The 22,790-nt window shown below is 72.6% G+C and carries 19 protein-coding genes and 1 riboswitch; of the genes, 3 read left to right on the forward strand and 16 right to left on the reverse strand.

Features of this window, described 5'->3' with window-relative positions; genetic code table 11:
• Nucleotides 1–59: 59 nt before the first annotated feature.
• The 7 genes from ACIP4Y_RS18185 to ACIP4Y_RS18215 form a co-directional block, all read right to left on the reverse strand.
• A complete protein-coding gene (locus ACIP4Y_RS18185; RefSeq protein ID WP_401394155.1) occupies nt 60–1,442 on the reverse strand; it encodes an NAD(P)/FAD-dependent oxidoreductase in 1,383 nt (460 codons plus the stop codon).
• Between the two features lie 445 nt (nt 1,443–1,887).
• Nucleotides 1,888–2,829: a Ppx/GppA phosphatase family protein gene (locus ACIP4Y_RS18190; RefSeq protein ID WP_358640595.1), complete on the reverse strand. Its 942-nt coding sequence runs from the start codon at nt 2,827–2,829 to the stop codon at nt 1,888–1,890.
• A complete protein-coding gene (locus ACIP4Y_RS18195; protein ID WP_358640597.1) occupies nt 2,826–3,362 on the reverse strand; it encodes a DUF501 domain-containing protein in 537 nt (178 codons plus the stop codon). The genes ACIP4Y_RS18190 and ACIP4Y_RS18195 overlap by 4 nt, the downstream gene beginning before the upstream one ends.
• 46 nt (nt 3,363–3,408) lie before the next feature.
• On the reverse strand, nt 3,409–3,885 hold the full coding sequence (locus ACIP4Y_RS18200) for a septum formation initiator family protein (RefSeq protein WP_358640599.1): 477 nt from the start codon (nt 3,883–3,885) through the stop codon (nt 3,409–3,411).
• A 121-nt stretch (nt 3,886–4,006) separates the two neighbouring features.
• Complete coding sequence (gene eno / locus ACIP4Y_RS18205) at nt 4,007–5,296, reverse strand: phosphopyruvate hydratase (RefSeq protein ID WP_358640602.1); 1,290 nt, start codon at nt 5,294–5,296, stop codon at nt 4,007–4,009.
• A 301-nt stretch (nt 5,297–5,597) separates the two neighbouring features.
• Nucleotides 5,598–6,299 (reverse strand): transglycosylase family protein, encoded by a 702-nt coding sequence (locus ACIP4Y_RS18210; RefSeq protein WP_401394161.1) that lies wholly within the window; start codon nt 6,297–6,299, stop codon nt 5,598–5,600.
• Between the two features lie 4 nt (nt 6,300–6,303).
• Nucleotides 6,304–6,480, reverse strand: a riboswitch (cyclic di-AMP (ydaO/yuaA leader).
• Between the two features lie 183 nt (nt 6,481–6,663).
• A complete protein-coding gene (locus ACIP4Y_RS18215) occupies nt 6,664–7,737 on the reverse strand; it encodes a transglycosylase family protein (protein WP_401394163.1) in 1,074 nt (357 codons plus the stop codon).
• 291 nt (nt 7,738–8,028) lie between these two features.
• On the opposite strand from ACIP4Y_RS18215, the gene ACIP4Y_RS18220 reads away from it, so the two are divergent.
• Nucleotides 8,029–8,712 carry a DUF899 family protein gene (locus ACIP4Y_RS18220; RefSeq protein WP_401394166.1) on the forward strand — a complete coding sequence of 228 codons (684 nt, stop codon included), beginning with the start codon at nt 8,029–8,031 and terminating at the stop codon, nt 8,710–8,712.
• Here the strand turns inward: ACIP4Y_RS18220 and ACIP4Y_RS18225 are convergent.
• The 7 genes from ACIP4Y_RS18225 to ACIP4Y_RS18255 all read right to left on the reverse strand — a co-directional run bounded on the left by ACIP4Y_RS18225 (nt 8,706) and on the right by ACIP4Y_RS18255 (nt 19,250).
• Nucleotides 8,706–9,992, reverse strand: coding sequence for a cytochrome P450 (locus ACIP4Y_RS18225; protein WP_401394169.1), 1,287 nt, complete (start codon nt 9,990–9,992; stop codon nt 8,706–8,708). The genes ACIP4Y_RS18220 and ACIP4Y_RS18225 overlap by 7 nt on opposite strands.
• Nucleotides 9,989–12,376, reverse strand: coding sequence for a hypothetical protein (locus ACIP4Y_RS18230; protein WP_401394172.1), 2,388 nt, complete (start codon nt 12,374–12,376; stop codon nt 9,989–9,991). Before ACIP4Y_RS18230 ends, ACIP4Y_RS18225 begins: the two co-directional genes overlap by 4 nt.
• An 87-nt stretch (nt 12,377–12,463) precedes the next feature.
• Nucleotides 12,464–13,504: a nucleoside triphosphate pyrophosphohydrolase gene (locus ACIP4Y_RS18235; RefSeq protein ID WP_401394175.1), complete on the reverse strand. Its 1,041-nt coding sequence runs from the start codon at nt 13,502–13,504 to the stop codon at nt 12,464–12,466.
• Between the two features lie 130 nt (nt 13,505–13,634).
• A complete protein-coding gene (locus tag ACIP4Y_RS18240; protein WP_401394177.1) occupies nt 13,635–14,285 on the reverse strand; it encodes a SurA N-terminal domain-containing protein in 651 nt (216 codons plus the stop codon).
• A 222-nt stretch (nt 14,286–14,507) separates the two neighbouring features.
• Entirely contained in the window at nt 14,508–15,998 is a 1,491-nt protein-coding gene (locus ACIP4Y_RS18245) for a protein kinase (RefSeq protein WP_401395188.1), read from the reverse strand.
• Between the two features lie 38 nt (nt 15,999–16,036).
• Nucleotides 16,037–16,663 carry a hypothetical protein gene (locus ACIP4Y_RS18250; RefSeq protein WP_401394180.1) on the reverse strand — a complete coding sequence of 209 codons (627 nt, stop codon included), beginning with the start codon at nt 16,661–16,663 and terminating at the stop codon, nt 16,037–16,039.
• 187 nt (nt 16,664–16,850) lie between these two features.
• A complete protein-coding gene (locus ACIP4Y_RS18255; RefSeq protein WP_401394183.1) occupies nt 16,851–19,250 on the reverse strand; it encodes an N-6 DNA methylase in 2,400 nt (799 codons plus the stop codon).
• A 188-nt stretch (nt 19,251–19,438) separates the two neighbouring features.
• Here ACIP4Y_RS18255 and ACIP4Y_RS18260 point away from each other — a divergent pair, with 188 nt between their 5' ends.
• Both ACIP4Y_RS18260 and ACIP4Y_RS18265 read left to right on the forward strand, forming a co-directional pair.
• On the forward strand, nt 19,439–20,128 hold the full coding sequence (locus ACIP4Y_RS18260) for a hypothetical protein (protein ID WP_401394186.1): 690 nt from the start codon (nt 19,439–19,441) through the stop codon (nt 20,126–20,128).
• Between the two features lie 149 nt (nt 20,129–20,277).
• A complete protein-coding gene (locus ACIP4Y_RS18265; RefSeq protein ID WP_358640622.1) occupies nt 20,278–21,030 on the forward strand; it encodes a hypothetical protein in 753 nt (250 codons plus the stop codon).
• A 31-nt stretch (nt 21,031–21,061) separates the two neighbouring features.
• Here the strand turns inward: ACIP4Y_RS18265 and ACIP4Y_RS18270 are convergent, their stop codons facing one another.
• Both ACIP4Y_RS18270 and ACIP4Y_RS18275 read right to left on the reverse strand, forming a co-directional pair.
• Nucleotides 21,062–21,805 carry an N-acetyltransferase gene (locus ACIP4Y_RS18270; protein ID WP_401394190.1) on the reverse strand — a complete coding sequence of 248 codons (744 nt, stop codon included), beginning with the start codon at nt 21,803–21,805 and terminating at the stop codon, nt 21,062–21,064.
• Between the two features lie 62 nt (nt 21,806–21,867).
• Entirely contained in the window at nt 21,868–22,584 is a 717-nt protein-coding gene (locus tag ACIP4Y_RS18275) for an HNH endonuclease family protein (RefSeq protein ID WP_401394193.1), read from the reverse strand.
• Between the last annotated feature and the right edge of the window lie 206 nt (nt 22,585–22,790).

The following is a 22,790-nucleotide window of genomic DNA, read 5'->3' on the forward strand; positions in this document are numbered from 1 at the left end:
GCCGCCCGCACCACGGATGGCAGGCGGCCCCCTTCGGGCTGTGCTGGGTGACCGTAAGGTCAGGAGGCCTTGGCCTTCTCCTCGGACTTGCTCGCGGCGGCGACCGGCGCGGGCTTGGCGGCCTCGTAGAACTCCTCGCGGGGGTTCTCCATGGCGCCCAGGGAGACGACCTCGCGCTTGAGGAACATGCCGAGGGTCCAGTCGGCGAAGACGCGGATCTTGCGGTTCCAGGTCGGCATCGCCATGCCGTGGTAGCCACGGTGCATGTACCAGGCGAGGCGGCCCTTGAGCTTGATCTTCATCTTGCCCATGACGATCATCGCCACGCCCTTGTGCAGGCCGAGACCGGCGACCGCACCCTTGTTGGCGTGCTCGTACTCCTTCTGCGGGAAGCCCCGCATGCCGGAGACCACGTTGTCGCCGAGGACCCTGGCCTGGCGCAGCGCGTGCTGGGCGTTCGGCGGGCACCAGGCGTTCTCGACGCCGGCCTTGCGGGCGGCGACGTCCGGGACCTGGGCGTTGTCGCCGGCGGCCCAGATGTAGTCCGTGCCCTTGACCTGGAGCGTGGGCTCGCAGTCGACGTGGCCGCGCGGGCCGAGGGGCAGGCCGAAGCGGGCGAGGGCCGGGTTCGGCTTGACGCCGGCGGTCCACACGATGGTGTTGGCGTCGACCTCGAGGCCGTTCTTGAGTACGACGTGGCCGTCGACGCAGGAGTCCATCGAGGTGGAGAGGTAGATCTCCACGCCCCGGCTCTCCAGGTGCTCCTTGCCGTACTGGCCGAGCTTGGGGCCGACCTCGGGGAGGATCTTGTCGGCGGCGTCGACGAGGATGAAACGCATGTCCTCGCGGGACACGTTCTTGTAGTACTTGGCGGCGTCCCGGGCCATGTCCTCGACCTCGCCGATGGTCTCCGCACCCGCGAAGCCACCGCCGATGAAGACGAAGGTGAGCGCCTTGCGGCGGATCTCCTCGTCGTTCGTGGAGTCGGCCTTGTCCAGCTGCTCCAGGACGTGGTTGCGCAGGCCGATGGACTCCTCGATGCCCTTCATGCCGATGCCCTGCTCGGCGAGGCCGGGGATCGGGAAGGTGCGGGAGACCGCGCCCATCGCGATGACCAGGTAGTCGAAGGGCAGCTCGTACGCCTCGCCCACCAGGGGGGCGATCGTGGCGACCTTGCGGTCCTGGTCGATGGTGGTGACCCGGCCGGTGAGGACCTCCGCCTTCGGCAGCACGCGTCGCAGCGGGACGACGACGTGGCGAGGGGAGATGCTGCCGGCGGCGGCTTCGGGGAGGAAGGGCTGGTAGGTCATGTACGACCGGGGGTCGACGACCGTGACGGTCGCCTCGCCGTAGCGCATCTTCTTGAGGATGCGCCGAGCTGCGTACAGGCCTACGTACCCACCGCCTACTACGAGGATCCTGGGACGCTCCGTGGTGCTCATGCCATCGAGTATCCACCCGCCATCGGGGGGTCGCTCGTGCGCCCCTTCACAAGCTCCGACAGGGCCTGTGTTAAACTCCGCGACCCGCGTGACGCAGGTCATGCGAGCGGCGGGGAACCGCGGGGCGCTTCGCCCCGTTGTCAAGGCCGCGTGAGCTGCCTCTCCGGCTCTTCGGGGTGGCCGTGAGGGCGCCGTGACACCCTCGGAACAACCCCTTCCGGGCCCCTCCCGCACCCTTCATCTGAACATGTTCAAACGGCTCTTGACCCCCCGGAAGGGCCCATGGACCCCGTTCCGGGGACCGGTCGGCGGGAATTCCTTGTGAAGAACTTCACGAACTTTTCCGCCCGGCTGCGACAGAGGGCCCCTCAAGGGGGCCCTCGACCGTGCTCAGACGTTATCCAACCTGCTCAGCAGATGGCTACCGGCGGGTAACAAAAGAGAGCTACGCCACCGACCACGCGATGCCGTCGAGGATGTCGTGCTCGCTCACCACGACCTCCTCGGCCCCGATCCGCTCCATGATCGCGAGCAGGACGAGGGCGCCCGCGCCGATGACGTCGACCCGGCCCGGGTGCATGGACGGGACCGCGGCCCGCTCGGCGTGCGTGGAGCGCAGCAGCCACTCGGTGATCTCGCGCACCCGGTCCCTGGAGATCCGGGAGTGGTGGATGCGCGCGGAGTCGTACGCGGGCAGCTCCTGGGCGATCGCGGACACCGTGGTGACGGACCCGGCCAGGCCCACCAGGGTGTGCGCCTCGCGCAGCGGGACCGTCTGCTCGGCGAGGTCCAGGGCGGCCTCGATGTCGGCCCTCATCGCGGCGATCTGCGCCTCGGTGGGCGGGTCGCTCACCTGGCCGCCGTGCGCGAGGTGCCGCTCGGTCATCCGCACGCAGCCGACGTCCACCGAGCGGGCGGCGCGCACGTGGTCGTCGCCGACGACGAACTCGGTGGAGCCGCCGCCGATGTCCACGACCAGGTAGGGCCGGGTCAGGTCGGTGCGGCCGGTGAGTTCCCTGGTGGCGCCGGTGAAGGAGAACTCGGCCTCCTGGTCGCCGGAGATGACCTCGGGCTCGACCCCGAGGATGTCCAGCACACCCCGTACGAAGTCGTCCCGGTTCTCGGCGTCGCGGGAGGCGGAGGTGGCGACGAAGCGGAGGCGCTCGGCGCCGTACTCCTTGATGACGTCCGCGTACTCGCGGCAGGCCGCGAAGGTGCGCTCCAGCGCCTCGGGCGCGAGCCGACCGGTGCGGTCGACGCCCTGGCCGAGCCGCACGATCGTCATCCGGCGGTCCAGCTCGGTCAGTTCGCCCGTCGCCGGGTCGGCGTCGGCGACCAGCAGGCGGATGGAGTTGGTGCCGCAGTCGACGGCGGCGACGCGGGTCACTTCTCGTCCCCCTCACTGCCGTCGAGCGTCACGCACGCGCCCTTGCTCCACCACTCCGGCAGCATCGCCAGGGCCTCGTCGCCGAGCGGGTTCACGCCCGGCCCGGCGGCCAGCGAGTGGGCGACGAGCACGTGCAGGCACTTGACCCGGTCCGGCATGCCGCCGGCGCTCGGGAAGCCCTGCAGGACCTCGATCTCGTCCCGGCGGCGGATGTAGTCCTCGTGGGCGGCCCGGTATGCGGCGGCCAGCTCGGGATCGGTCTGCAGCCGCTCGGTCATCTCCTTCATCACGCCGTTCGCCTCCAGCGTGCCGATGGCGGAGGACGCCTTCGGGCACGTCAGGTAGTAGAGCGTCGGGAAGGGCGTGCCGTCGGGCAGGCGCGGTGCCGTCTCCACGACGTCCGGCTGACCGCACGGGCAGCGGTGCGCGATGGCCCGCAGGCCCCGCGGCGGGCGGCCCAGCTGCTGCTTGAAGGCCTCAACGTCCGCGTCGGTGGGCTCGGTGCGCGGAGTGGGCGGCGGAGGCGTTTCCATGACTGCTTTCAGAGTGGCTTTCTGGTCGTACCGGCCTGACGCCGGCTCACTGGTCGGAGGCGTCGGACTTGTCGACGCCGTCCCAGACGTTCGCGTACCAGGGCCGGTGGGCGGCCCCGAGGTCGGCGCGGGACGGCCTGGCCGCGCCCGGGTCGATGACCACGTACCCGGTCTCCCCGGGCTTCACGTAGTGCAGCCGGCGGCGGATCTGCTGCTCGGCGTAGGCGTCGTCCTGCCAGCGCGCCTTCAGGTCACGCAGCTGCTCGACGCGCTCGCGGGCCTGCTCCCGCTGCCGCTGGAGGTCGGCGATCTCCGCCCGCTGGGAGACGTACTGGCGCATCGGGTAGGCGAGGGCGACGACCAGGGAGCACAGCACCAGCGCGAGCAGTGCCGCGCGGCCGGTGAGGCGGGAGCGGCGGGCCTGCCGCTTGGTCTGGGAACGGTAGACCCGGGCCGCCGTCTGCTCGCCGAGCAGCCGCAGCCTGGTCGCGGTGGAGAAACGGTCCCGGTCCTTCACGGCCATCTGGCTCTCCGCCTCCCCTTTCACACGTGCGTACGTCCCCGGACACGGTACGGGACCGGGTACGGGGACGTACGTACGACTGGCTAGGACTTAGCCCGGGCAGGCTCAGCCCTCGCTGTGCCTACTGGTTCGCGGAGCGGAACCGCGGGAAGGCGCTACGGCCGGCGTACACCGCCGCGTCGTCGAGGATCTCCTCGATGCGCAGCAGCTGGTTGTACTTGGCGACGCGCTCGGAGCGGGCCGGGGCGCCGGTCTTGATCTGGCCGCAGTTGGTGGCGACGGCCAGGTCGGCGATGGTGACGTCCTCGGTCTCGCCGGAGCGGTGGGACATCATGCACTTGAAGCCGTTGCGCTGGGCCAGCTCCACGGCGTCCAGGGTCTCGGTCAGCGAGCCGATCTGGTTGACCTTGACCAGCAGGGCGTTGGCGGCGCCCTCCTCGATGCCGCGGGCGAGGCGCTCGGGGTTGGTGACGAACAGGTCGTCGCCGACCAGCTGGACCTTGTCGCCGAGCTTCTCGGTGATGGTCTTCCAGCCGGCCCAGTCGTCCTCGAACAGCGGGTCCTCGATGGAGACGAGCGGGTACGCCTCGACGAGCTCGGCGTAGTAGTCGGTCATCTCGGCGGCGGAGCGCGTCTTGCCCTCGAAGACGTAGGAGCCGTCCTTGTAGAACTCGGACGCGGCGACGTCGAGCGCCAGGGCGATCTGCTCGCCGGGGGTGTAGCCGGCCTCCTGGATGGCCTCGAGGATGAGGTCGAGGGCCTCACGGTTGGAGCCGAGGTTCGGGGCGAAGCCGCCCTCGTCACCGAGGCCGGTGGCCAGGCCCTTGCTCTTCAGGACCTTCTTGAGGGTGTGGTAGACCTCGGTGCCCCAGCGCAGGGCCTCGGAGAAGGACTCCGCGCCGATCGGGGCGATCATGAACTCCTGGATGTCCACGTTGGAGTCGGCGTGCGAGCCGCCGTTCAGGATGTTCATCATCGGCACCGGCAGCAGGTGCGCGTTCGGGCCGCCCAGGTAGCGGAAGAGGGGGAGGTCGCTGGCCTCGGAGGCGGCGTGGGCGACGGCGAGCGAGACGCCGAGGATGGCGTTGGCGCCGAGGGAGCCCTTGTTGTCGGTGGCGTCCAGGTCGAACATGGCCTGGTCGATCAGGCGCTGCTCGGTGGCGTCGTAGCCGACCAGCTCCGGGCCGATCTGCTCGATGACGGCGAGGACGGCCTTCTCGACACCCTTGCCCTGGTAACGGTTCGGGTCACCGTCGCGGAGCTCGATGGCCTCGAAGGCGCCGGTCGAGGCGCCGGACGGAACGGCGGCACGACCCGTGCTGCCGTCGTCGAGGCCGACCTCGACCTCGACCGTGGGGTTGCCTCGGGAGTCCAGGATTTCCCGGGCTACGACGACGTCGATGGACGGCACGAGCATCTCCTTCTTGGATGTGACGCTGGAAGTGCGGGGCTGGTGTGCCTTGCGCCTAGAGCCTAACCGTCCCGGGGGCGTCGGCCACCGACCGACCGTCCCGTGGACAAGGCGACCGTACCTTTTGTTCCTGCGTGAAACAAAGGGCTTGACGGCAGGCATGAAAAAACCCCGTCCCGGTGCGTACGGGGGAACACGCACCGGGACGGGGGCCCGTGGGGACGGGGGGTGGCCCGCACGGGAGCCTTCAGGGTGGCCCGCACGGACGTGCGGGCCCCGCGATCCGGCTGGGAGCCGGGTGTCACTTCAGGTGCAGCTGCTGACCCGGGTAGATCAGGTTGGCGTCCTCGACGATGTCCTTGTTCAGCTCGAACAGCTTCTTCCAGCCGCCCTGCACGTGGTGCTTCTGGGCGATGGTGCTGAGCGTGTCGCCGGTGACGACCTTGTACTCGCCGTCGCCCTTCTTGACCTTCTTGCCGGTCGGCGTGGTGACGGTCTTGCTCTGACCCTTGCTCGCGCTCGCGGCCGGACGCTCGGCGGAGCGGGAGGCGGCCTGCTGCTCGGTGGAGCGGGTGGTGGTGGTGCCGCTGCCCGAGTTCGAGGAGGTGCTCGGGGCGGAGCCGTTGTACGGGGTGCCGGACAGGCCCGTGCCGCAGACCGGCCAGGCGCCCTTGCCCTGCGCGGCGAGGACCTTCTCGGCGACCGCGATCTGCTGCGCCTTGCTGGCCTTGTCGGCGGTGGCGGCGTACTGCGTGCCGCCGTACGCGGCCCAGGTGGAGGCGGAGAACTGCAGACCGCCGTAGTAGCCGTTGCCGGTGTTGATGGACCAGTTGCCGCCGGACTCGCACTGGGCGACCTTGTCCCACTCGGCGGAGGTGGCGGCGGAGGCGTTGCCGGCCGCCATCAGCGGGGCGGCGACGACGGCGCCGGTGACACCGGCGAGCGTGATGGCGCGGACGGCCTTGGACGGACGGCGGTGCTTGCCCTTGCCGGTAAACAGCATGGATCGATCCCCTCACCGACGCCTGCGAGGTGAGCTGTCGGGTTCGGGCCGGTTGAGTTGCCCGGCCGCGCTCCCGCTGTCGCGGGATGCGCGGCTTCACCCCCAGCCGGTTCCGGCATTCAACTGCCGGGCCCGGCACTTACCTTGGGTCCCCCGCTCCTGCCTACGGCGCTTGACGCGACGACTGTTCCCGGGCAACCGCTGGCAGGATTCGGCGTTGCGACTGCCGGGGCTCGTGGTGACGAGCGGTCTCGACCGTAGACACGCGATCCGCGGAATTTCAAAGACGATCAGGGCTTCTGAGACTCATCCCACACTTTCGCCAAACCGGACATTAGGGCGTTAAGTGGGGCGTCAACTCCGGCTACTTCGCGCCGGTTTCGCCCGCGACTTCCAGGGTCTGACCGGCGCTGATGTGGTTCGGGTCGGCGCCGATGGCCTTCTTGTTGCCGGCGTAGAGCGCGCGCCACCCGCCGTCCACCTCAAGGGAGTCGGCGATGGAGGCGAGGGAGTCGCCCTCGCGGACGGTGTACGTGTCCGTTTCGCGTGCTGCGTGCCGTCCGGAAGAGGCGACGTCCTGACCGTTTGTCACGTTTTCGTTCGCGCTCGCCCCGCGGTGGCGTCCGCCACTGAGGGCTCCGGTGTCGACCAGGCTCCAAGAACCTGCAGCCTGCTGGGGGTTGTCCCCGGCGCCGGTGCTCGGGGTGGCCGTCGGGGCGGATTCCCGTGCGCTTCCGGTGCCCGGCGAAGCGGACTTGTCCGACTTGGGGGTGTTGGTCCCCGTGGAGCCGGTCTCCGTACCGGCGTTCTTCTCCGGCTTTCCGCTCGGCGTGGTGGTCGTGTCCGACGGGGAACCGGAGTCCGAGTCGGCGTCGGAGCCGGCGCCGGTGGAAGGCGACGAACCCGGCAGACCGGCCGGGCCGGAGCCGCCGGAGGAACCGGGGCTGCCGGAGGAACCGGGGTTGCCGGAAGTATCGGGCTTCTCGGCCGATCCGGACGAGTCACCCGAACCGCCGGTGTCACCGGAACCGCCGACGCCCGTGTCGACGTCCACGGAGCCCGAGCCCGAGGTCAGTCCGGACAGCAGGGCGCAGGTGGCCCACGGGGTCGTGCCCTTGTCGGCGAGGATCTTCTCGGCGACGGCGATCTGCTGGTTGCGGCTGGCCTGGTCGGGGCTGGCCGCGTACTGGCCGCCGCCGTAGGCGTTCCAGTCCTCCTGCGAGATCTGCAGGCCGCCGTAGTACCCGTTGCCGGTGTCCGCGCTCCAGGAGCCGCCGCTCTCGCATTCGGCCACCTTGTCCCACGTGGTGCCGTCGGCCGCGTTGGCGCTCGCCGCGCCGAGGAGCGGGATGGCGATGGCGGAGCCGGTCACTCCGGCCGCGACGAGGAGGGCGGGGGCCTGGCGGGGGCGACGGTGTCGACCGTTCCCGGAGAGCATGCAGGAGCCTTTCGAGCGACAGCAGAGCCGGCGCGGCGGATCGAGCCGGTCGCCGCGCTGATGGGTGAACGTATCGGCAGACGATCACTTGTCACAAGTTCATGCCGCGCAGATCACGTGAAGATCACAGAGTTGAGGTGTTGTCATCTTCCGGCTGAGGGTCCGTCACCATTCCCGTCGCTCCCCCGCTGTCACCCGTCGGGAACGGCGCCGTCGCACCGCGGGCGAGTACGGCAACCGGAACCATGGACCCGACATGACCCGGGGGGCTTCCCAGCCAGGAGGACCACGATGTTCCGGCACACCCGACTGCCCGGCGAGTCCGCGGACTACCTCGCCGCCCGCGAGGAACTCCGCCACGCCGAGATCGAGCTCATGCGTCACCGCGAGAAGGTCGCGGCCCAGCGGAGGGCGCTCCCCCAGGGCCCCGAGGTCGACGACTACGTCTTCCTCGAAGGCCCCGCCGACCTCGACGCGGGCGACACCCCGGTGCGCGAGGTCACCCTGAGCCGGCTGTTCACCGGCCCCGGCCGGCCGCTGATCGTCTACCACTTCATGTACGGCAAACGGCAGACCAGCCCGTGCCCGATGTGCACCCTGTGGATCGACGGCTACAACGGCATCGCCCACCACCTCGCCCGGAACGCCGACCTCGCCGTCGTCGCGGCCGCCGACCCGCCCGCGCTGCGGCAGCACGCCCGCAACCGCGGCTGGTCCCGGCTGCGCCTGCTGAGCTGCGGGGACAGCACCTTCAAGTACGACCTGGGCAGCGAGGACGAGGACGGCGTCCAGGACTCCACCGTCTCCGTCTTCACCCGGGACGCCGACGGCACGGTCCGCCACTTCTACTCCGCCCGCCCCCGCATGGCCGAGGACATCGACCAGCGCGGCATCGACCTCCTCAACCCCGTCTGGCACCTGCTCGACCTGACGCCGGGCGGCCGGGGCGAGTGGTTCGCGGAACTGGACTACTGACCGCCGCCGCCCCCGCTCACCGGCGTGAACTCCACCGGCAGGGTGCGCAGGCCGCGCATGATCAGCCCGCCGCGCCAGCGCAGCTCCGCCGGGTCCGCGGCGAGCCGCAGGTCCGGCAGCCGGGTGAGCAGGGTGGCGAGCGCGGTCTGGCCCTCCAGGCGGGCGAGCGGCGCGCCCAGGCAGTAGTGGATGCCGTGCCCGTACCCGAGGTGCTGGTTGTCGCGGCGGGCGAGGTCCAGCACGTCCGGGTCGGCGAACCGCTCCGGGTCCCGGTCGGCGGCGGCGAGGACGACGAGCACCGGATCGCCCGGCGCGATGTCCTGGCCGCCGATGGTCAGCGGCTCGGTGGCGAACCGCCAGGTGGCCAGCTCCACCGGGCCGTCGTAGCGCAGGAGTTCCTCCACGCCGGTCTCCAGCAGGTCCGTCTCCCGGCGGGCCAGGGACTCCTGCAGCCGGCGGCGCTGCTCGGGGTGGGTGAGCAGGGCGTAGGTGCCGTTGCCGATGAGGTTGACGGTCGTCTCGAAGCCGGCGAACAGCAGGATGAAGGCCATGGCGGCGGCCTCGTTCTCGGTGAGGTGCTCACCGTGGTCGGAGGCGCGGATGAGGCCGGAGATCAGGTCCTCGCCGGGCGCGGGCACGGCGGGCAGCGCCTCCCGCTTCTTGTGGATCAGCTCGCCGAGATAGCCGCGCATCTTCTTCACCGACCGCGCGACCCCGCCCCGGGGGCCTTGGCCGTGCCGGATCATCATGCCCGCCCAGTCCCGGAAGTCGTCCTGGTCCTCGCGCGGGACGCCGAGCAGGTCGCAGATGGCGTAGATGGGCAGCGGGAAGGCGAACTCGTGGATGAGGTCGGCCGATCCGCTGCTCGCGAACCCGTCGATGAGGTGGTCGGTCAGCTCCTGCACCCGGGGGGCGAACTCGGCGACCCGGCGGGGGGTGAACGCCTTGCTGACGAGCCTTCTGAGCCGGGTGTGGTCCGGCGGGTCGATGTTCAGCAGGTGCGTCATCAGCTCGGCCTTGCGCTCGCCCGGGATGCCGGTCTTGCCCTTGGCGTGCGCGGGCTCGTCGTGATGCGCCGGGTTCTTGCTCAGCCGCTGGTCGGCCAGTGCCTGCCGGGCATCGGCGTACCGGGTGACCAGCCACGCCTCGACACCGCTCGGCAACCGCGTCCGGTGCACCGGCGCGTGCTCGCGCAGCCAGGCGTAGGCGGGGTACGGATCGGCGGCGAACTCCCAGGTGAAGAGGGCGGGGGCGGTCGGGGGGCCGGGCTCGTTGGTCACTCCTTGACGGTATCCGGACCGGCGGGTGGCTCGCCGAGCGCCTTCAGGGCAGCGGGGTGGCCCAGACCGGCGGCCTTGCGGTACCAGGTGCGCGCCTCGTCCTGGCTGCCCTGCTTTTCCAGCAGGGCAGCCAGGCGGTAGGCGGCGTAGGAGTCACCCCGCTCATAGCCCTCGCGGTAGTGGTCACGCGCTTCGTCCGTGCGGCCCGCCGCCTCCAGCACCGCCCCGTAATGGGCACGGTCCAGGGGATAGATGTCGCTGGGGGCGAAGTAGCTCAGGGCCTCCTCCAACGGCCACGGCCGGTCGGCGTACTCGAGCATGTGGGCGGCCTCCTCGTCCCCGGCGTCCGCCGCGCGGCGCAGCCAGGCCTGGCCGGCGATCCGGTGGTTCCACACCAGGAGCCACATGCCGATGCTCCGGGCCACCTCGGTCCGCCCGGCGGCGGACGCCGTGTGGTACAGGTCCCACAGGCGGTCGGCCCCGCTGCTGGTCATCAGCAGATCGGCCAGCAGGTGCGCGGCCTCCGGGTCCTCCTGAGCCGCGCCCGCCTCCAGCCACTTCGCCGCGCGGTCGCGCAGCAGCCTCCCCAGCAGCGTCGCCGCCCTGCCGTCCCCGGCCTCGGCTGCCTGCTCCAGGAACGGCTCCGCGTCCCTGCCCTCCCCGCGCTCCGCGAGCAGCCGGCCCACATGCCCCGCCGCCTCCGGCACCCCGGCCTCGGCCGCCCGCAGGAACCAGCTCTCGGCCTCCTGCCGGTGCCCCTGGGACTCCTCCAGCAGACCCAGCCGGTACATCGCCTTCCTGTCTCCGGCATTGACGGCCCGTTCGAACGCGACGCCCGCCAGCGTGGTCACCAGCTCGGCGTCGTGCCCCTCGCCCGTCCGTGCGACGTCCAGCGCCCGTTGCCAGAGCGCGCCGTCCACCGGCGGATAGTCCTCGTCGTACCGGGCGGCCCCCACCAGCGGCCCCGCCGCCGCCCAGGCCCGCGGCCCCACGCGCCGCAGCAGCGGCAGCACCCCGTACCGCTCCCGGGCGGCCCACTCCAGCGCCTCCTCGACCGTCTCCGCCCCGTCCGACGGCCCGTAGCTCTCGGCCACCTCCACGAGCAGGTCCTGCGGCAGCGGTCCGCGCAGCCCGCAGCGCGCCAGATCGACCGCCGCCCGCACCAGCGCCTGTCCCCGCGGGTGCTTGCGCCCGGCGCGCCGGAAGTCCGCCCACAGCCGCGGCTCCACGGCGAGGTGGGCCGCGAGCCCTTCCGCCCCGGCGAGCCCGGCGGCTTCCGTCAGCCGCGGGTCCTTCGACGCGGCGGCGCGGGCCCGCTCGGCGTCCGTCCATTCGCGGGGCAGCTCCACGAGCTGCGCCAGGTCCAGCACCCGGCCGCGCGGGGTCTGCCGGTACTCCTCGTAGGCGTCCTCGCGCAGGGTGGCGAGTACGACCGTGCCCAGGCCGGCCAGTCGCGCGAGCAGCCGCGGCTCCAGTCCGCCATCGCCCAGGTGACTGTCGAGGTCGTCGAGCCACAGCACGGGGTGCTCCGCCGCGCCGCGCAGCAGGTCGGGCAGGCCGCGCAGGTCCGCCCCGGCGTCCGGCGCGTACACCCGGGCCGTCGGCAGCGCGGCTGCCAGGATCGCGAGCGCCGTGCGCGACTTTCCCGCGAACGGTTCCCCGAGCACCACCACGAGCCCGCCGTCCGCCGCCGCGGAGGCCAGGGCGGCGAGCAGGGCTTCGTCCGCGTCCCGGGTGACGTAGGGCGGCAGCGGCGGGCATCCCTTCATCCGGCGGGCGGGCCGCGCGCCGTGCGCGAGCGGCTCCAGTGCGGTGGCCGCCGGCCACTCCTCCGGGCCGGGGAGGCCGATCGGTGGCCGGGCCCCGTAGGTGTGCTGGATCTGCACTCCGATGACCGGTCCGTGGATGTCCGCCTGCCGGAAATCGACATGGTCCCCGGCGACCGGTGCACCCACCTGCGGACGAGGAGCCGGCATGGCGTGCGTGGCCGCCTCCGGGGCGGGACCGGGCTCGGCTTGCTCCAGCAGGTACGGGACAGGACCGGGCGCGGGTTCCTCGACCAGGTATCCGGCGGGAGCCGGCCCGGGGTGTTCCTCCGTGAGGGGGGCCAGCGCGCGGATCAGTTCGCGCAGTTGCCGGGCCGCGGCGTTCTTGTCCGCCGCGTGGACGAGGGTGGCGCGCAGCCGGGGGGCCCAGACCGCCTGGAGCGGCTCCGGGGGACCGGCGCCGGCCTTCCCGGTGTCGAGCAGGTCCCGCGCGTAGGAGGTGGCCCGCTGGTCGGCGAACCATCGCGCGAAGCGTTCCTGGACCCGGACCCACTCCTCCGTGCCGAGCGCCGCCGCGAGCACTTCGGCCCCGACGCCCGCCAGATCCGTCCCCAGCATCACGCACGCCCCCCACACCTCGCGACCACGCCGTGCTCCAACGGTACTGACACGCAAGGGAATCGGAGGTGCCGTGAGGCGATCCGCCTACCCTTCGTCCTCCTCTCCGGCGTCCGCCGCCCGCGGGCCCTCGGCTGCCTTGATCGCGTCCCGGTACGCCCGGGCCGCCGCGCGGAGTGCCGCCTCCGGGTCCGTACCGTCCGCCTCGGCGCGTACCGCCAGGGCCAGCAGCTCGTAGCCGATGCCCTCTCCGCGCGGGAGCGGGACGTCCAGGCCTGCCGTCCGGGTGCGGGAGGCGAGTTTGGCGGCGAGGGCCAGGCCGGGCTGGCCGAGCGGGACACCGTCGGTGACGGAGGTGCGCTGCTTCTCCTCGGCCTTGGTGCGCAGCCAGTGCTCCTTGACGTCCTCCGGGGTCTCGGCCTGCTCGTCGCCGAAGACGTGCGGGTGCCGGTGGATGAGCTTGGCGACGATGCCGCCGGCGACGTCGTCGACGGAGAACGGCGCGTCGGGGTCCTCCTCGGCGATCCGGGAGTGGAAGACGACCTGGAGGAGGACGTCGCCCAGTTCTTCGCGCAGTTCCTCGCGGTCGCCGGCCTCGATCGCCTCGACCAGTTCGTACGCCTCCTCGATGCCGTACTTCGCCAGGCCCTCGTGGGTCTGCCGGGAGGACCAGGGGCATTCGGCGCGGATGCGGTCCATGACCTGCACGAGGTCCAGCAGGCGGGCGCCGGGCAGGTCGTAGGAGGCGGGGAGCAGCTCCAGCTCCGGCATGGCGACCCGGCCGGAGCCGGCCAGCCGTGCCAGGCCGTCGGTGAGCGCCGGCTCGCCCTCGCCCGTCGCCACGACCACCACCGTGCGCCCGCCGGCGCAGGCGTCCACCAGGTCCTGGGCGGTGGGGGACTCCTGCGCCACCGCTATCCCGGCCTCGCGCAGATACGGCAGCTGCGGGTGGGCACCGTCCGCGCACAGCACGGCGTCGGCGGTGCGCAGGGCCTGCCAGGCGGGCCAGGACAGCAGGCCGGGGGCGACGCGGTGGCTGGTGGTGAGCAGGACGATACGGCCGGGGGCGGCTTCCGGGTCGGCCTGCGGGCGGGTTCCGGGGCTGGGTTCGGGGCTGATTCCGTTCACGAACCGAACGTAACCCACGGCCCCGGAGTGCGGATCGCGTTGTCCACAGGGCCGAGGGGATCGTGTGATCGTACGACCGGAGCCGTCGTCGCGCCCCCGGCCGACCGCGCCCTCGCGCCGCCCGGCCGGCCTACGCCGTGACCGGCCGGCCGCCCGCTGTCGTGACCTCCCGCACCCAGGGTGTCTCGGCGTCCACCCGGCTGCTCTTCTGCACGTCCCAGGAGCCGTAGCGCGGGTTGAGGTCGACGCGGAGCTCCTCCGAGGCCTTGGACAGGGCCTTCCAGAAGGCGGGCTGGCTGGTGTCGGTGCCGAGCCTCGTGGCGAGCTTCTGCGCCTCCAGTTGCAGGCGCAGGTTGTCGTCGAGGCGGGCCGGGGCGATGCCGTACTTCTGCAGCCAGGCCGTCTCCAGGCCCTTGCTGCCGCCGGCCTGCCGTTCCAGGTCCCCGCGCATCTGCTGGATCTCCTTGCGGGTGACCGCGATGCCCTGGTCCTGCGCGGCGCGGTGCAGCACCCGGTCGAGCACCATGTTGTGCAGGGTGTCGCGGGTCAGGCTGCTGGTGGAGGAGACGACCTGCTGGTACTGCGTCTCGTCCGGCACCGCGGCCCGCTGGGCCTTGCGGACCTCGTCGACCCGGCTCTCCAGCTGGGCGACGGTGATCCGCTGTCCGCCGACGACGGCCGCGGCGCCCGGGTGCGCATCGTTTCCGCAGGCGGTCAGCAGGGGGGCCGCGGCGGCGATCGCGGCGGTGAGGACGAGCGCGGTGCGACGGCGGCGGTGCAAGGAAACCTCCTGAGGAGATTGCAACGACAGGTGCGGCGCGCCAGCGCCTCCGTCAGGGGTGGTGGTCGGGCGACGGGCGGGCGCACAAAGTCTTGCGGTGATCGATGGTAGGCAGTGGGCGGGCCGCGGCCAACCCATTCGACCAACGATTCGCACGCGCTTCGGGCACCGCCGCGCCGCGGCGGGAAGGTCCGGCGGGATCCGTCCCGGGCCGTCCGCCTTTCAGCGCACCTGTCCCAGCCACTGGAGGGTCCGGCGGACCTCCATGGCCATCGGGTGGCCGGGGCCGTGCAGCCGCTCCACGTCCAGGACCAGCCGGGCGAGCGTGTCGTGCGCGGCCGGGCGGTCGCCGAGGGCGAGCAGGAGGTGGCCGATGCGGCGGCGGACCTCGTGGGCGAGCTGTGGATCCCCGGAGACGTACTGGTTCTCGTAGTACGGCAGCAGCGCGCGGTACTCGGCGAGCGCCGCCGCCGGTTCGCCCAGCTGCTCCAGGCACTGCGCGGCCTCGTAGCGATAGCGCAGCGACTGCGGGTCGGCCTGGCCGGCCTCGGCGGCGCGTTCGTCGGCGAGGCGGCGCAGTTCGGGCAGCGCGCGCCGGTACTGGCCGTCGTCCATGAGCGTGGCCGCGTACTGCTTGCGCAGGGTGCGTACGACCGGGGAGTGCTCGCCGTGCTGCTCTGCGGCTGCCGGCAGGATCGCGCCCAGGATGTCGACGGCCTGCGTGATGCGGCCCTCGCCCAGCAGGCGCTTGACCTCGTCCACGGCGGCGGCGACATCGGGCTTCTCGGCCACCGGCGGCGCCGGCGCGACCGGGGCGGGCTGCGGCGCGGGGGTCCTGGCGCGGTCCGGCCAGGGGGCGTGCGGGCGCAGGAAGGGGCGGGTGGGGTCCAGGGGCGCACCCGTGGGCGTCCCGCGCGCGGGCAGCAGCAGTGCCAGGTCCTCGTACACCTCCTGCGCGGACGCGGGGCGGTGCTGGGGGTCCTTGGCGAGCAGCCGCAGCACCAGCGTCTCCAGCGCCTCGGGCACCTCGGGGCGTATCCGGCGCACGGGCAGCGGCGGCTCGTACAGGTGCCGGTGCAGCACGCCGAGCGCCGTGGAACCGGCGAACGGCACCTCACCGCTCAGCAGTTCGTGCATCAGCACGCCCAGCGCGTACAGGTCGGTGTACGGGCCGACCGCGCCGCCCATCGCCTGCTCCGGCGCCATGTAGGCGGGCGAGCCGATCGGGGAGCCGGTGTGCGTGAGGCGGGTGGTGTCGGTGTCCATCACCGAAGCCACGCCCAGGTCGAGGACGGTGACCGTGCCGTCCTGCCTCACCATCACGTTGCGCGGCTTGAGGTCGCGGTGCACGATCGGCACGGCGTGCACGGCGCTCAGCACGGCGCACAGCTGCGCGGCCACCGCGACCGCCCACTGCCACGGGTACGGGTCGTGCTCGGCGAGGTGGTCGGAGAGGTCGGCGCCGTCGACGTACTGCATGACGAGGAACAGCTCCTCGCCCTCGCTGCCCGCGTCGTGCACCGTCACCAGCCCGGGGTGGTCCACCTGCGCGGTCACCCGGCACTCGCGCACGAACCGGCGGCGCAGCTCGTCCGCCTCCTGGCCCGCCACCTTGTCGGGACGCAGCAGCTTCACCGCCACACGCCGGTCGAGCCTGCGGTCGTACGCCGTCCAGACCTGCCCCATGCCGCCCTGCCCGATGAGCGTGGACAGTTCGTAACGGCCGGCGACCGTGCGTCCCGTCGTCACGGTCACCGCCCGCCCTCGCCGCGGCCCTCGTGTCCGTCGTGCCGGCGCAGATAGTCGCTCAGTTCGTCGAGTTCGGCGCGCACCTGGTCGATGCGGGCGGGCGCGGGGCGCTGCGGCGGCTCGGCCCGCGGCACGGGGGGTACCGGCGTGTGGTGCGCGGGCGGCTGGGGTACCGGCGTGTGGTGCGCGGGCGGTACGGGCTGCTGCGGTGCCGGGACGGGCGTCGCGTACGGCGGTGCCGGGTGCCCGAAGCCGTAGGGTCCGTGCACGGTGGGCGCGTGCGCGTGCGCGTACCCGGCGAACGTCCGCTGCTGGTGCACCCGGATGTCCACGACCAGGTAGTACACCGCGGACACCACGCCGAGGAGCAGGAGCAGCGCCAGCGCGACGTCGCTGCGCCGGTCCTGCTCCGGCAGTTCGCCGACCACCGCCAGCCCGGTGACGGACAGCGGCAGGCTCAGCCAGGCGATCAGCCAGTCGAACCAGCGGCCCCGCACGAAGGCGACCCGGAACAGCGGGAGACAGGACAGCAGTCCGCACGTGAGAGCCCCGGCCGCCGCGAACATCACGCGCAGGGATATGACCGTTCCCGCGCTGCGAGGAGGCGGCACCGCGCCGTGGCCGTACATGACTGCTCCTGGACCGAGTGGGACCGATGGGGACGGACGCCGACGGGACGGTGTCCGGGTCGGAGTCCGAGCGTATAGGCCGACAAGGACAACCGGTCACGGGTTGTACCGAACCGTTGTCGCACTGATCACTTCGCTCCGGTTCGGTCGGGCCGGGTTCGGTTGGCCGGGTTCGTTCGGGCCGGGTTCAGTCGGGTGCGACCGTGCCGTCCGTCAGTCCGTCGTACATCCCGCGTACGAGCTGCTCCCCGAGCCGGCTCGCCTGCCTGAGCGCCCGCTCGAACTCGTCCAGTGCGCGGAACCGTGCGCCGTAGCGCCGCTGTTCGTCCAGCGCGAGCCGGGGCAGGTGCAGCCGGCGCACGTCCAGCCGGGTCGCCGTGGAGGCGTAACTGCTGGCCTGCCGGTTGTTGGCGGTCCCGCGCAGGAACCCGGCGAGGAACCACGGGTCGAGCGCCGTGCGATCGGGGCGCAGCAGGACGAGGTTGCGCCCCAGGGCGGCGCCGCCCGTCGCCTCGTCGATCACGCGCGCCACTCCTCCCCCGCCGAGCACCGGTACGACGACGTCGCCCGGCTCGGTCAGTACGGCCTCCTCCTCGCTCTCCGGAAGCGTGCCCGACGGCGCCGTGCCGGCGAGGACGTCGTGGTCGGTGAGGACCGGCACGCGCGCGTGGCCGCCGTTTCCGCCGGTGCGCATCACCAGCGCGCCCCCGCGCGCGAGTTCGCCGACGGTGGTGAGCGGCCAGCGCGCGGGCGGTGCCGGGTCGGCGGGGGGCGGGGTGAGGTCGGCGGTCAGGCGCAGCGTCGCGCCGAGGCGCTCGCGCACCCGGGTGAGCTGCTCCGCGCCGTCGGCGACCGCGGGCGGCAGGTGGCGGGCGGGCGCGAGGTCCACGTCGTCGTCGAGGAGTTCGATGACCGGCACCGAACGGGCCAGCCCCGGCCGCTCCGTCAGCCGCCCCGCGCGCGCGAAGGCGCGCCAGGCGTCCGTCACGGCCTCCCGCACCGCCTCCCAGTCCGGCCCGCCCCGCCCCTCCCCGGCGAACCTTCCGGTGTCCACGAGCAGCACCTCGGGCGTCGCCGGCATCCGGTCGGGCCGGCGCAGCACCCACAGGTGCAGCGGGATGTTGTACGGCGGTGCCGCCCCGACCGGCAGCGCCACGACGGCCCGCAGCGCGCCCCGGCGCAGCAGATCGGCACGGATCCGGCGCCCGGAGCGGCGGGAGGCGGCGGCCGGCGGCATGAGCAGTACGGCGGTGCCGCCGTCGGTCAGCCGGGACAGCGCGTGCTGCACCCAGGCCAGCTCGGACTCGGTGCGCGCCGGGAAGCCGTACTCCCAGCGGGGGTCGTAGGCGAGTTCGTCGTGGCCCCAGTTGCGCTCGTTGAACGGCGGATGGCACAGGACCACGTCGGCGCGCAGGCCGGGGTGGGCGTCGGCGCGCAGGGTGTCGCCGGTGGCGGCGCGCACGGTGGCCCGGCTGTGCAGCGCGAGCCGGAGCGCGCCGAGCGCGGCCAGCTCGGGGGCGCTGTCCTGGGCGTACAGCTCCTGGCCGGGGCGGGGGTCGACGGCGCGCAGCAGGGCGCCGGTGCCGCAGGCGGGGTCCAGCGCGGTACGGGCCGGTCCGGCGAGGTCGGCCATGAGACCGGCGAGTTCGGCCGGGGTCAGCGTGTACTGGCGCGGGTTGGCGTCCAGGTGCCGGCCCAGCAGGAACTCGAACGTCTGCCGCGCCCCCACCTCGGCGGCCAGCTCGGCGACGCCGCGGAGGAGGGGGGCGGAGGGGAGGAGCTGGGGGCCGGTGGGGGTGCGGAGGGCTGGGATGCCGTGTGGGGCCTGGGCGTCCGCGTCGGCAGCGTGCGTGGTTGCTGCGGTGTGTCCGGCCGTCGTGCCGTGAACAGCCGACGGTCTGTGAACAGTCGGCGGGGTGTTGACGGCCGGGCGCCCCGGTGAGGAGTTCACAGCGGGATCCGTGGCAGCGGCGTTCACACCGGCTGCCGTGAGCGAAGCGTTCACACCGGTGCCGGCTCCGGCAGGGTTCACACCACCGGCACCGGTTGCGGCGTTCACACCGCCCGTGCCGCCCGGCGCGTTCACACCGCCCCGGCCGACCGCAGCGTTCACACGGTCGGCCTTCGCCTCAGGGGTCACACCCCCAGCCGCGCCCGCCGCGTTCACACGCCGTCTCCCACGCCCGCCCGAGCCGCCGAAGCGCGGGGTCAGCACCTGCTCCAGCTCCCCCGGCAGCACCGCGGCCAGCCTCGCGTCGGAGCCCGCGCTCGCGTCGAGCCAGACGGTGGGCCGTTCATGGATCAGCAGCAGCACGCAGCCGGCGTGCACCAGGGCCGTCAGGGGGCCCTCCGGGTGGCCGGCGAGCTGCTGCCAGACCCGCTCGCGCAGCGGGACCTCGGCGAGTTTGCCCTGCTTGCGCAGCCAGGCCTCGACCTCGGCGAGCGCGAAGGCCGGGCTGGTCTCGGTACCGCCGACCGGCTTCGGGAAGTCGGCGTGCCGGCGGCGCCAGTTGCTGACGGCGGCGCGCCCCACCCCGGCGAGCCGCGCGATACCGGCCGCGGTCACCTCTGTCGCGTTGTCCTGCACCGGCCCTGCTCCCCTCGTCCCGTGTGTGCGCCGAGCATACCGGCGTACACAAGACCCATGGGTTCACGAGCGTGTACCGCCCTCGCCCTGTGAACCGTGTTGACTCGGTTCACAAGCTCTGCTCTTATTGACCTTGCGAACAGCGGCCACCGGAGGGGGAGGCCGCAACACTCGGGGAGGGGTTCGCCATGGGTATGAAGGCCAAGCTCGCGCTCGGTGCCGTCGTGGGGGTCGTCGTCATCGGCACCGTGTCCGCGAACGCCGGAAACGACGGCAAGGACAGCGGTTCCGGCACCGGCCACAAGGGCTCCTCGGCTTCGGCCGAGCACACGTCCGGCGGCAAGAAGGACTCCGGCGGCCCCACGGCGGCCGAGGAGACGAAGGCCGCGTTCGGGGGCGACGGCGAGTACCAGGTCGGCACCGACGTGAAGCCGGGGACGTACCGCACGACCGGCAACACCGACGGCCTGTGCTACTGGGAGCGCGCCAAGGACGCCTCCGGCGAACTGGACTCCATGCTCGCCAACGACAATGTCAGCGGCACGAGTTACGTGACCATCAAGCCCACCGACAAGCTGTTCAAGTCCCACGACTGCGAGGACTGGGAGGCCGTGGCCCCGAAGGCCAAGGGCACGCCCGGTTCCTCGATGGACGGCGACGGGGGCATGTACAAGGTCGGCACGGACATCGCGCCGGGCACCTACAAGTCGACCGGGAACACGGACGACGGCTGCTACTGGGAACGCGTGAAGGACGCCGATCACGGCTTCGACTCGATCGTCGCCAACAACAACGCCAAGGGCACCGCCGTCGTCACCATCAGTCCGTCGGACGCCTACTTCAAGACGAACGACTGCGGCGACTGGAAGAAGGCCTGACCCGTCCGCTCGCCCCCGGCTCGTCCCCGGCGCGGGCCATCGTCACCCCGCGCCGGCCCCGCCCCACCCCGTACCACTTCGCACCACTCACCCCCGTGGACCCGTCAGGCTCCACGCTCGACACCCATTTCTCTCAACAAGGAACTGCCATGCGTCGCACCGCACTTGCCGCCCTCTGTCTCGCCGCCACGGCCACCGCGGGACTCACCACCGGCTGCCTGCCGGGGCAGGACTCGGCGGACAGCAAGCCGAAGGGCCCGTTCGCCGGACTGAGCGGCGGCGAAATCGCCGAGCGCGCAATGAAGGCCACCACGGGTGCCCCGTCCGTGCGGCTGAAGGGCCGGATCACCGACGACGAGAGCAAGGGCACCATCGACATCGACATGGCGCTCAACGGGAAGGGCGAGTGCGCCGGCACACTCAGCATGGACGGCCAGGGCAAGGCCGAGCTGATCAGGACCGGCAGCACCGTCTACATGAGGTACGACGAGAAGTTCCTGCGCGCGCAGAGCGAGGGCGAGTCCAAGGAGGACACCGACGCGGCGGTGGACATGCTGGCCGGGAAGTGGACCAAGATGGCCATGAAGGGCCAGGACGCCAAGGACCTCGCGAGCTTCTGCGACCTGAACTCGGTGCTCGGTGACGTGAACGACGGCGACTCGGCGGACACCGCCCGCGGGAAGACCACGCGGATCGACGGCACCCCCGCGATCGCCCTGCACGAGAAGGACGGCAAGGAGCGCTACACCGCGTATGTGGCGACCGAGGGCAAGCCGTACCTGCTGCGGATCGACACCGCGTCCGGCGCGAAGCAGCCGGAGCACCTGTCGTTCGTGGAGTACGGCAAGCCGGTCCCCGCGCAGAAGCCCGCGGGGAAGATCATCGACCTGGACGCGCTGTAACCACCGGTGCCGGGCGGGGCCCGGCGCACGGTCACAGCGGGTGCCGCATCCAGACGTTGGGTTCGACGTAGACGGCGTACCCGTGCTCCGGTTCGCAGCGGACCGGGACCAGTGCGCCGGGCACCTCGACGTCGCCCGCGGTGTCGAAGGGCAGCCCGGTCCAGCGGCGCCACTCCTCCAGCGAGCCGGTCACGGTCATGGAGGCCGGGGCGATGGAGTCGATGGTGGCGCCGGCCCGCGCGTGGACGCGCAGCCACGGGTCCTCGGGCAGCCCGTCGGGGCGTACCCGGTGGGCGTACTCGGCGATCGGGGTGTGCGGTTCGCGGTGCTTGGCGTTCGGGCGGACGGGGGCGACGACCTCGCGGAAGCCGCGGGCGCGGGCGGTGTCCCGCATCGCCGAGAGCATGACGGCCGACAGTCCCCGGCCCTGGGCGTGCGGGGCGAGGGTGACCGAGACGGCGCTCACCGTGTCCGGACGGGTGCCGCGGCGCAGGTCGGCGAAGGCCCACGCCAGGACCTGGTCCCAGCCCCGGGCCGGCAGGGTGCGCCGGCCGTCCACGTCGAGGGCGAACGGCACGCAGTAGGCGTGGGCGACGACCTGGCCGTCCTCGTCCTCGGCGAACAGGGCGTATTCGGCCAGTTCGGTGGGGATGCGCCCGTAGTGGGCGTTGCCCACGAGGTCCTGGGTGACGAACTCGGGCCAGGTGTCGGTCATGCCGAGCACCGCCGGCAGCCGGTCGGGCCGCTCGGCGAGGCTGCTCACCTTGATGTCCATGGCGGTCACGGCAGGCGGTACGTCCGCGGGCGGGACAGCGATTTACCCGGCGGCCGGGCGGGTCACCGGGCCCGGAAGCGCTCGGGTGCCCGGGTCGGGTTGCCGCCGGTGGGCAGCTTCTGGTCCGGGCAGCCGGCGAGGACCTTCTTCATGGCCGCCTGTTCGGCGGCGGTGACCCACAGGCCGTACTTCTTCTTGACCGCGACCTGGGCGGCGACATAGGTGCACCGGTAGGCCTTGTTGGGCGGCAGCCAGGTGGCCGCGTCACCGTCCCCCTTGCCACGGTTGGTGCTCGCGTCGACGGCGAGGAGGTTCAGGGGGTCGTTGGCCAGCGCTATGCGCTTGCCGGGGTCCCAGTACTTGGCGCCCTTCTGCCAGGCGTCGGACAGGGCGACGACGTGGTCGATGTCGACCTGGCTGCGGCCGCGCCGGTAGGTGATCTCCTTGCCGGAGTAGGGGTCGGGCTCCAGCAGGCCGTAGGAGACCCTGCAGCTGCCGCCGGTGAACCTGACCTTTTCCAGGTCGCGTTTGAGGATGTCGTCGCGGGTGTCGCAGGAGTTGGAGTCGGTGTCGGCCCAGGCGGTGCCGAACCGGGCCCGGGAGTAACCGGTCTTCGGCGCGCGCCCCTTGACGGTCAGTGAGCCGACGGCGGTCAGGGCGGGACCCCCGCCCCCGGTGTCCTCGGGCCCGGAGGCCCCCTTCGACTGCTCGGACTTGCAGCCGGTCACGCCGACCAGCACGGCCACGGCGATGGCCGCCCCGCCCCTCAGACGCGTCACGGTGCGTCTCCCTCGCTCACCCTGGTCCGCCCCGGCGGGGGCGGATCGTTCCGCTGACACCGTAACTGTCCTTCTGCGCCCGCCGGACGGGACGTAAACGGATGATCAGGGGGCGGGTCGGGGTCGTCGCGGGGCGGGTGACGGCCTGCGAGGGAGCGCGGCGGGCGGGCCGGTCCGCCCGCTCACCCCTCGCCTCGTCACGCGTG

Source organism: Streptomyces sp. NPDC088810, assembly GCF_044750305.1.
In the GTDB taxonomy this organism is placed as follows: Bacteria; Actinomycetota; Actinomycetes; order Streptomycetales; family Streptomycetaceae; genus Streptomyces.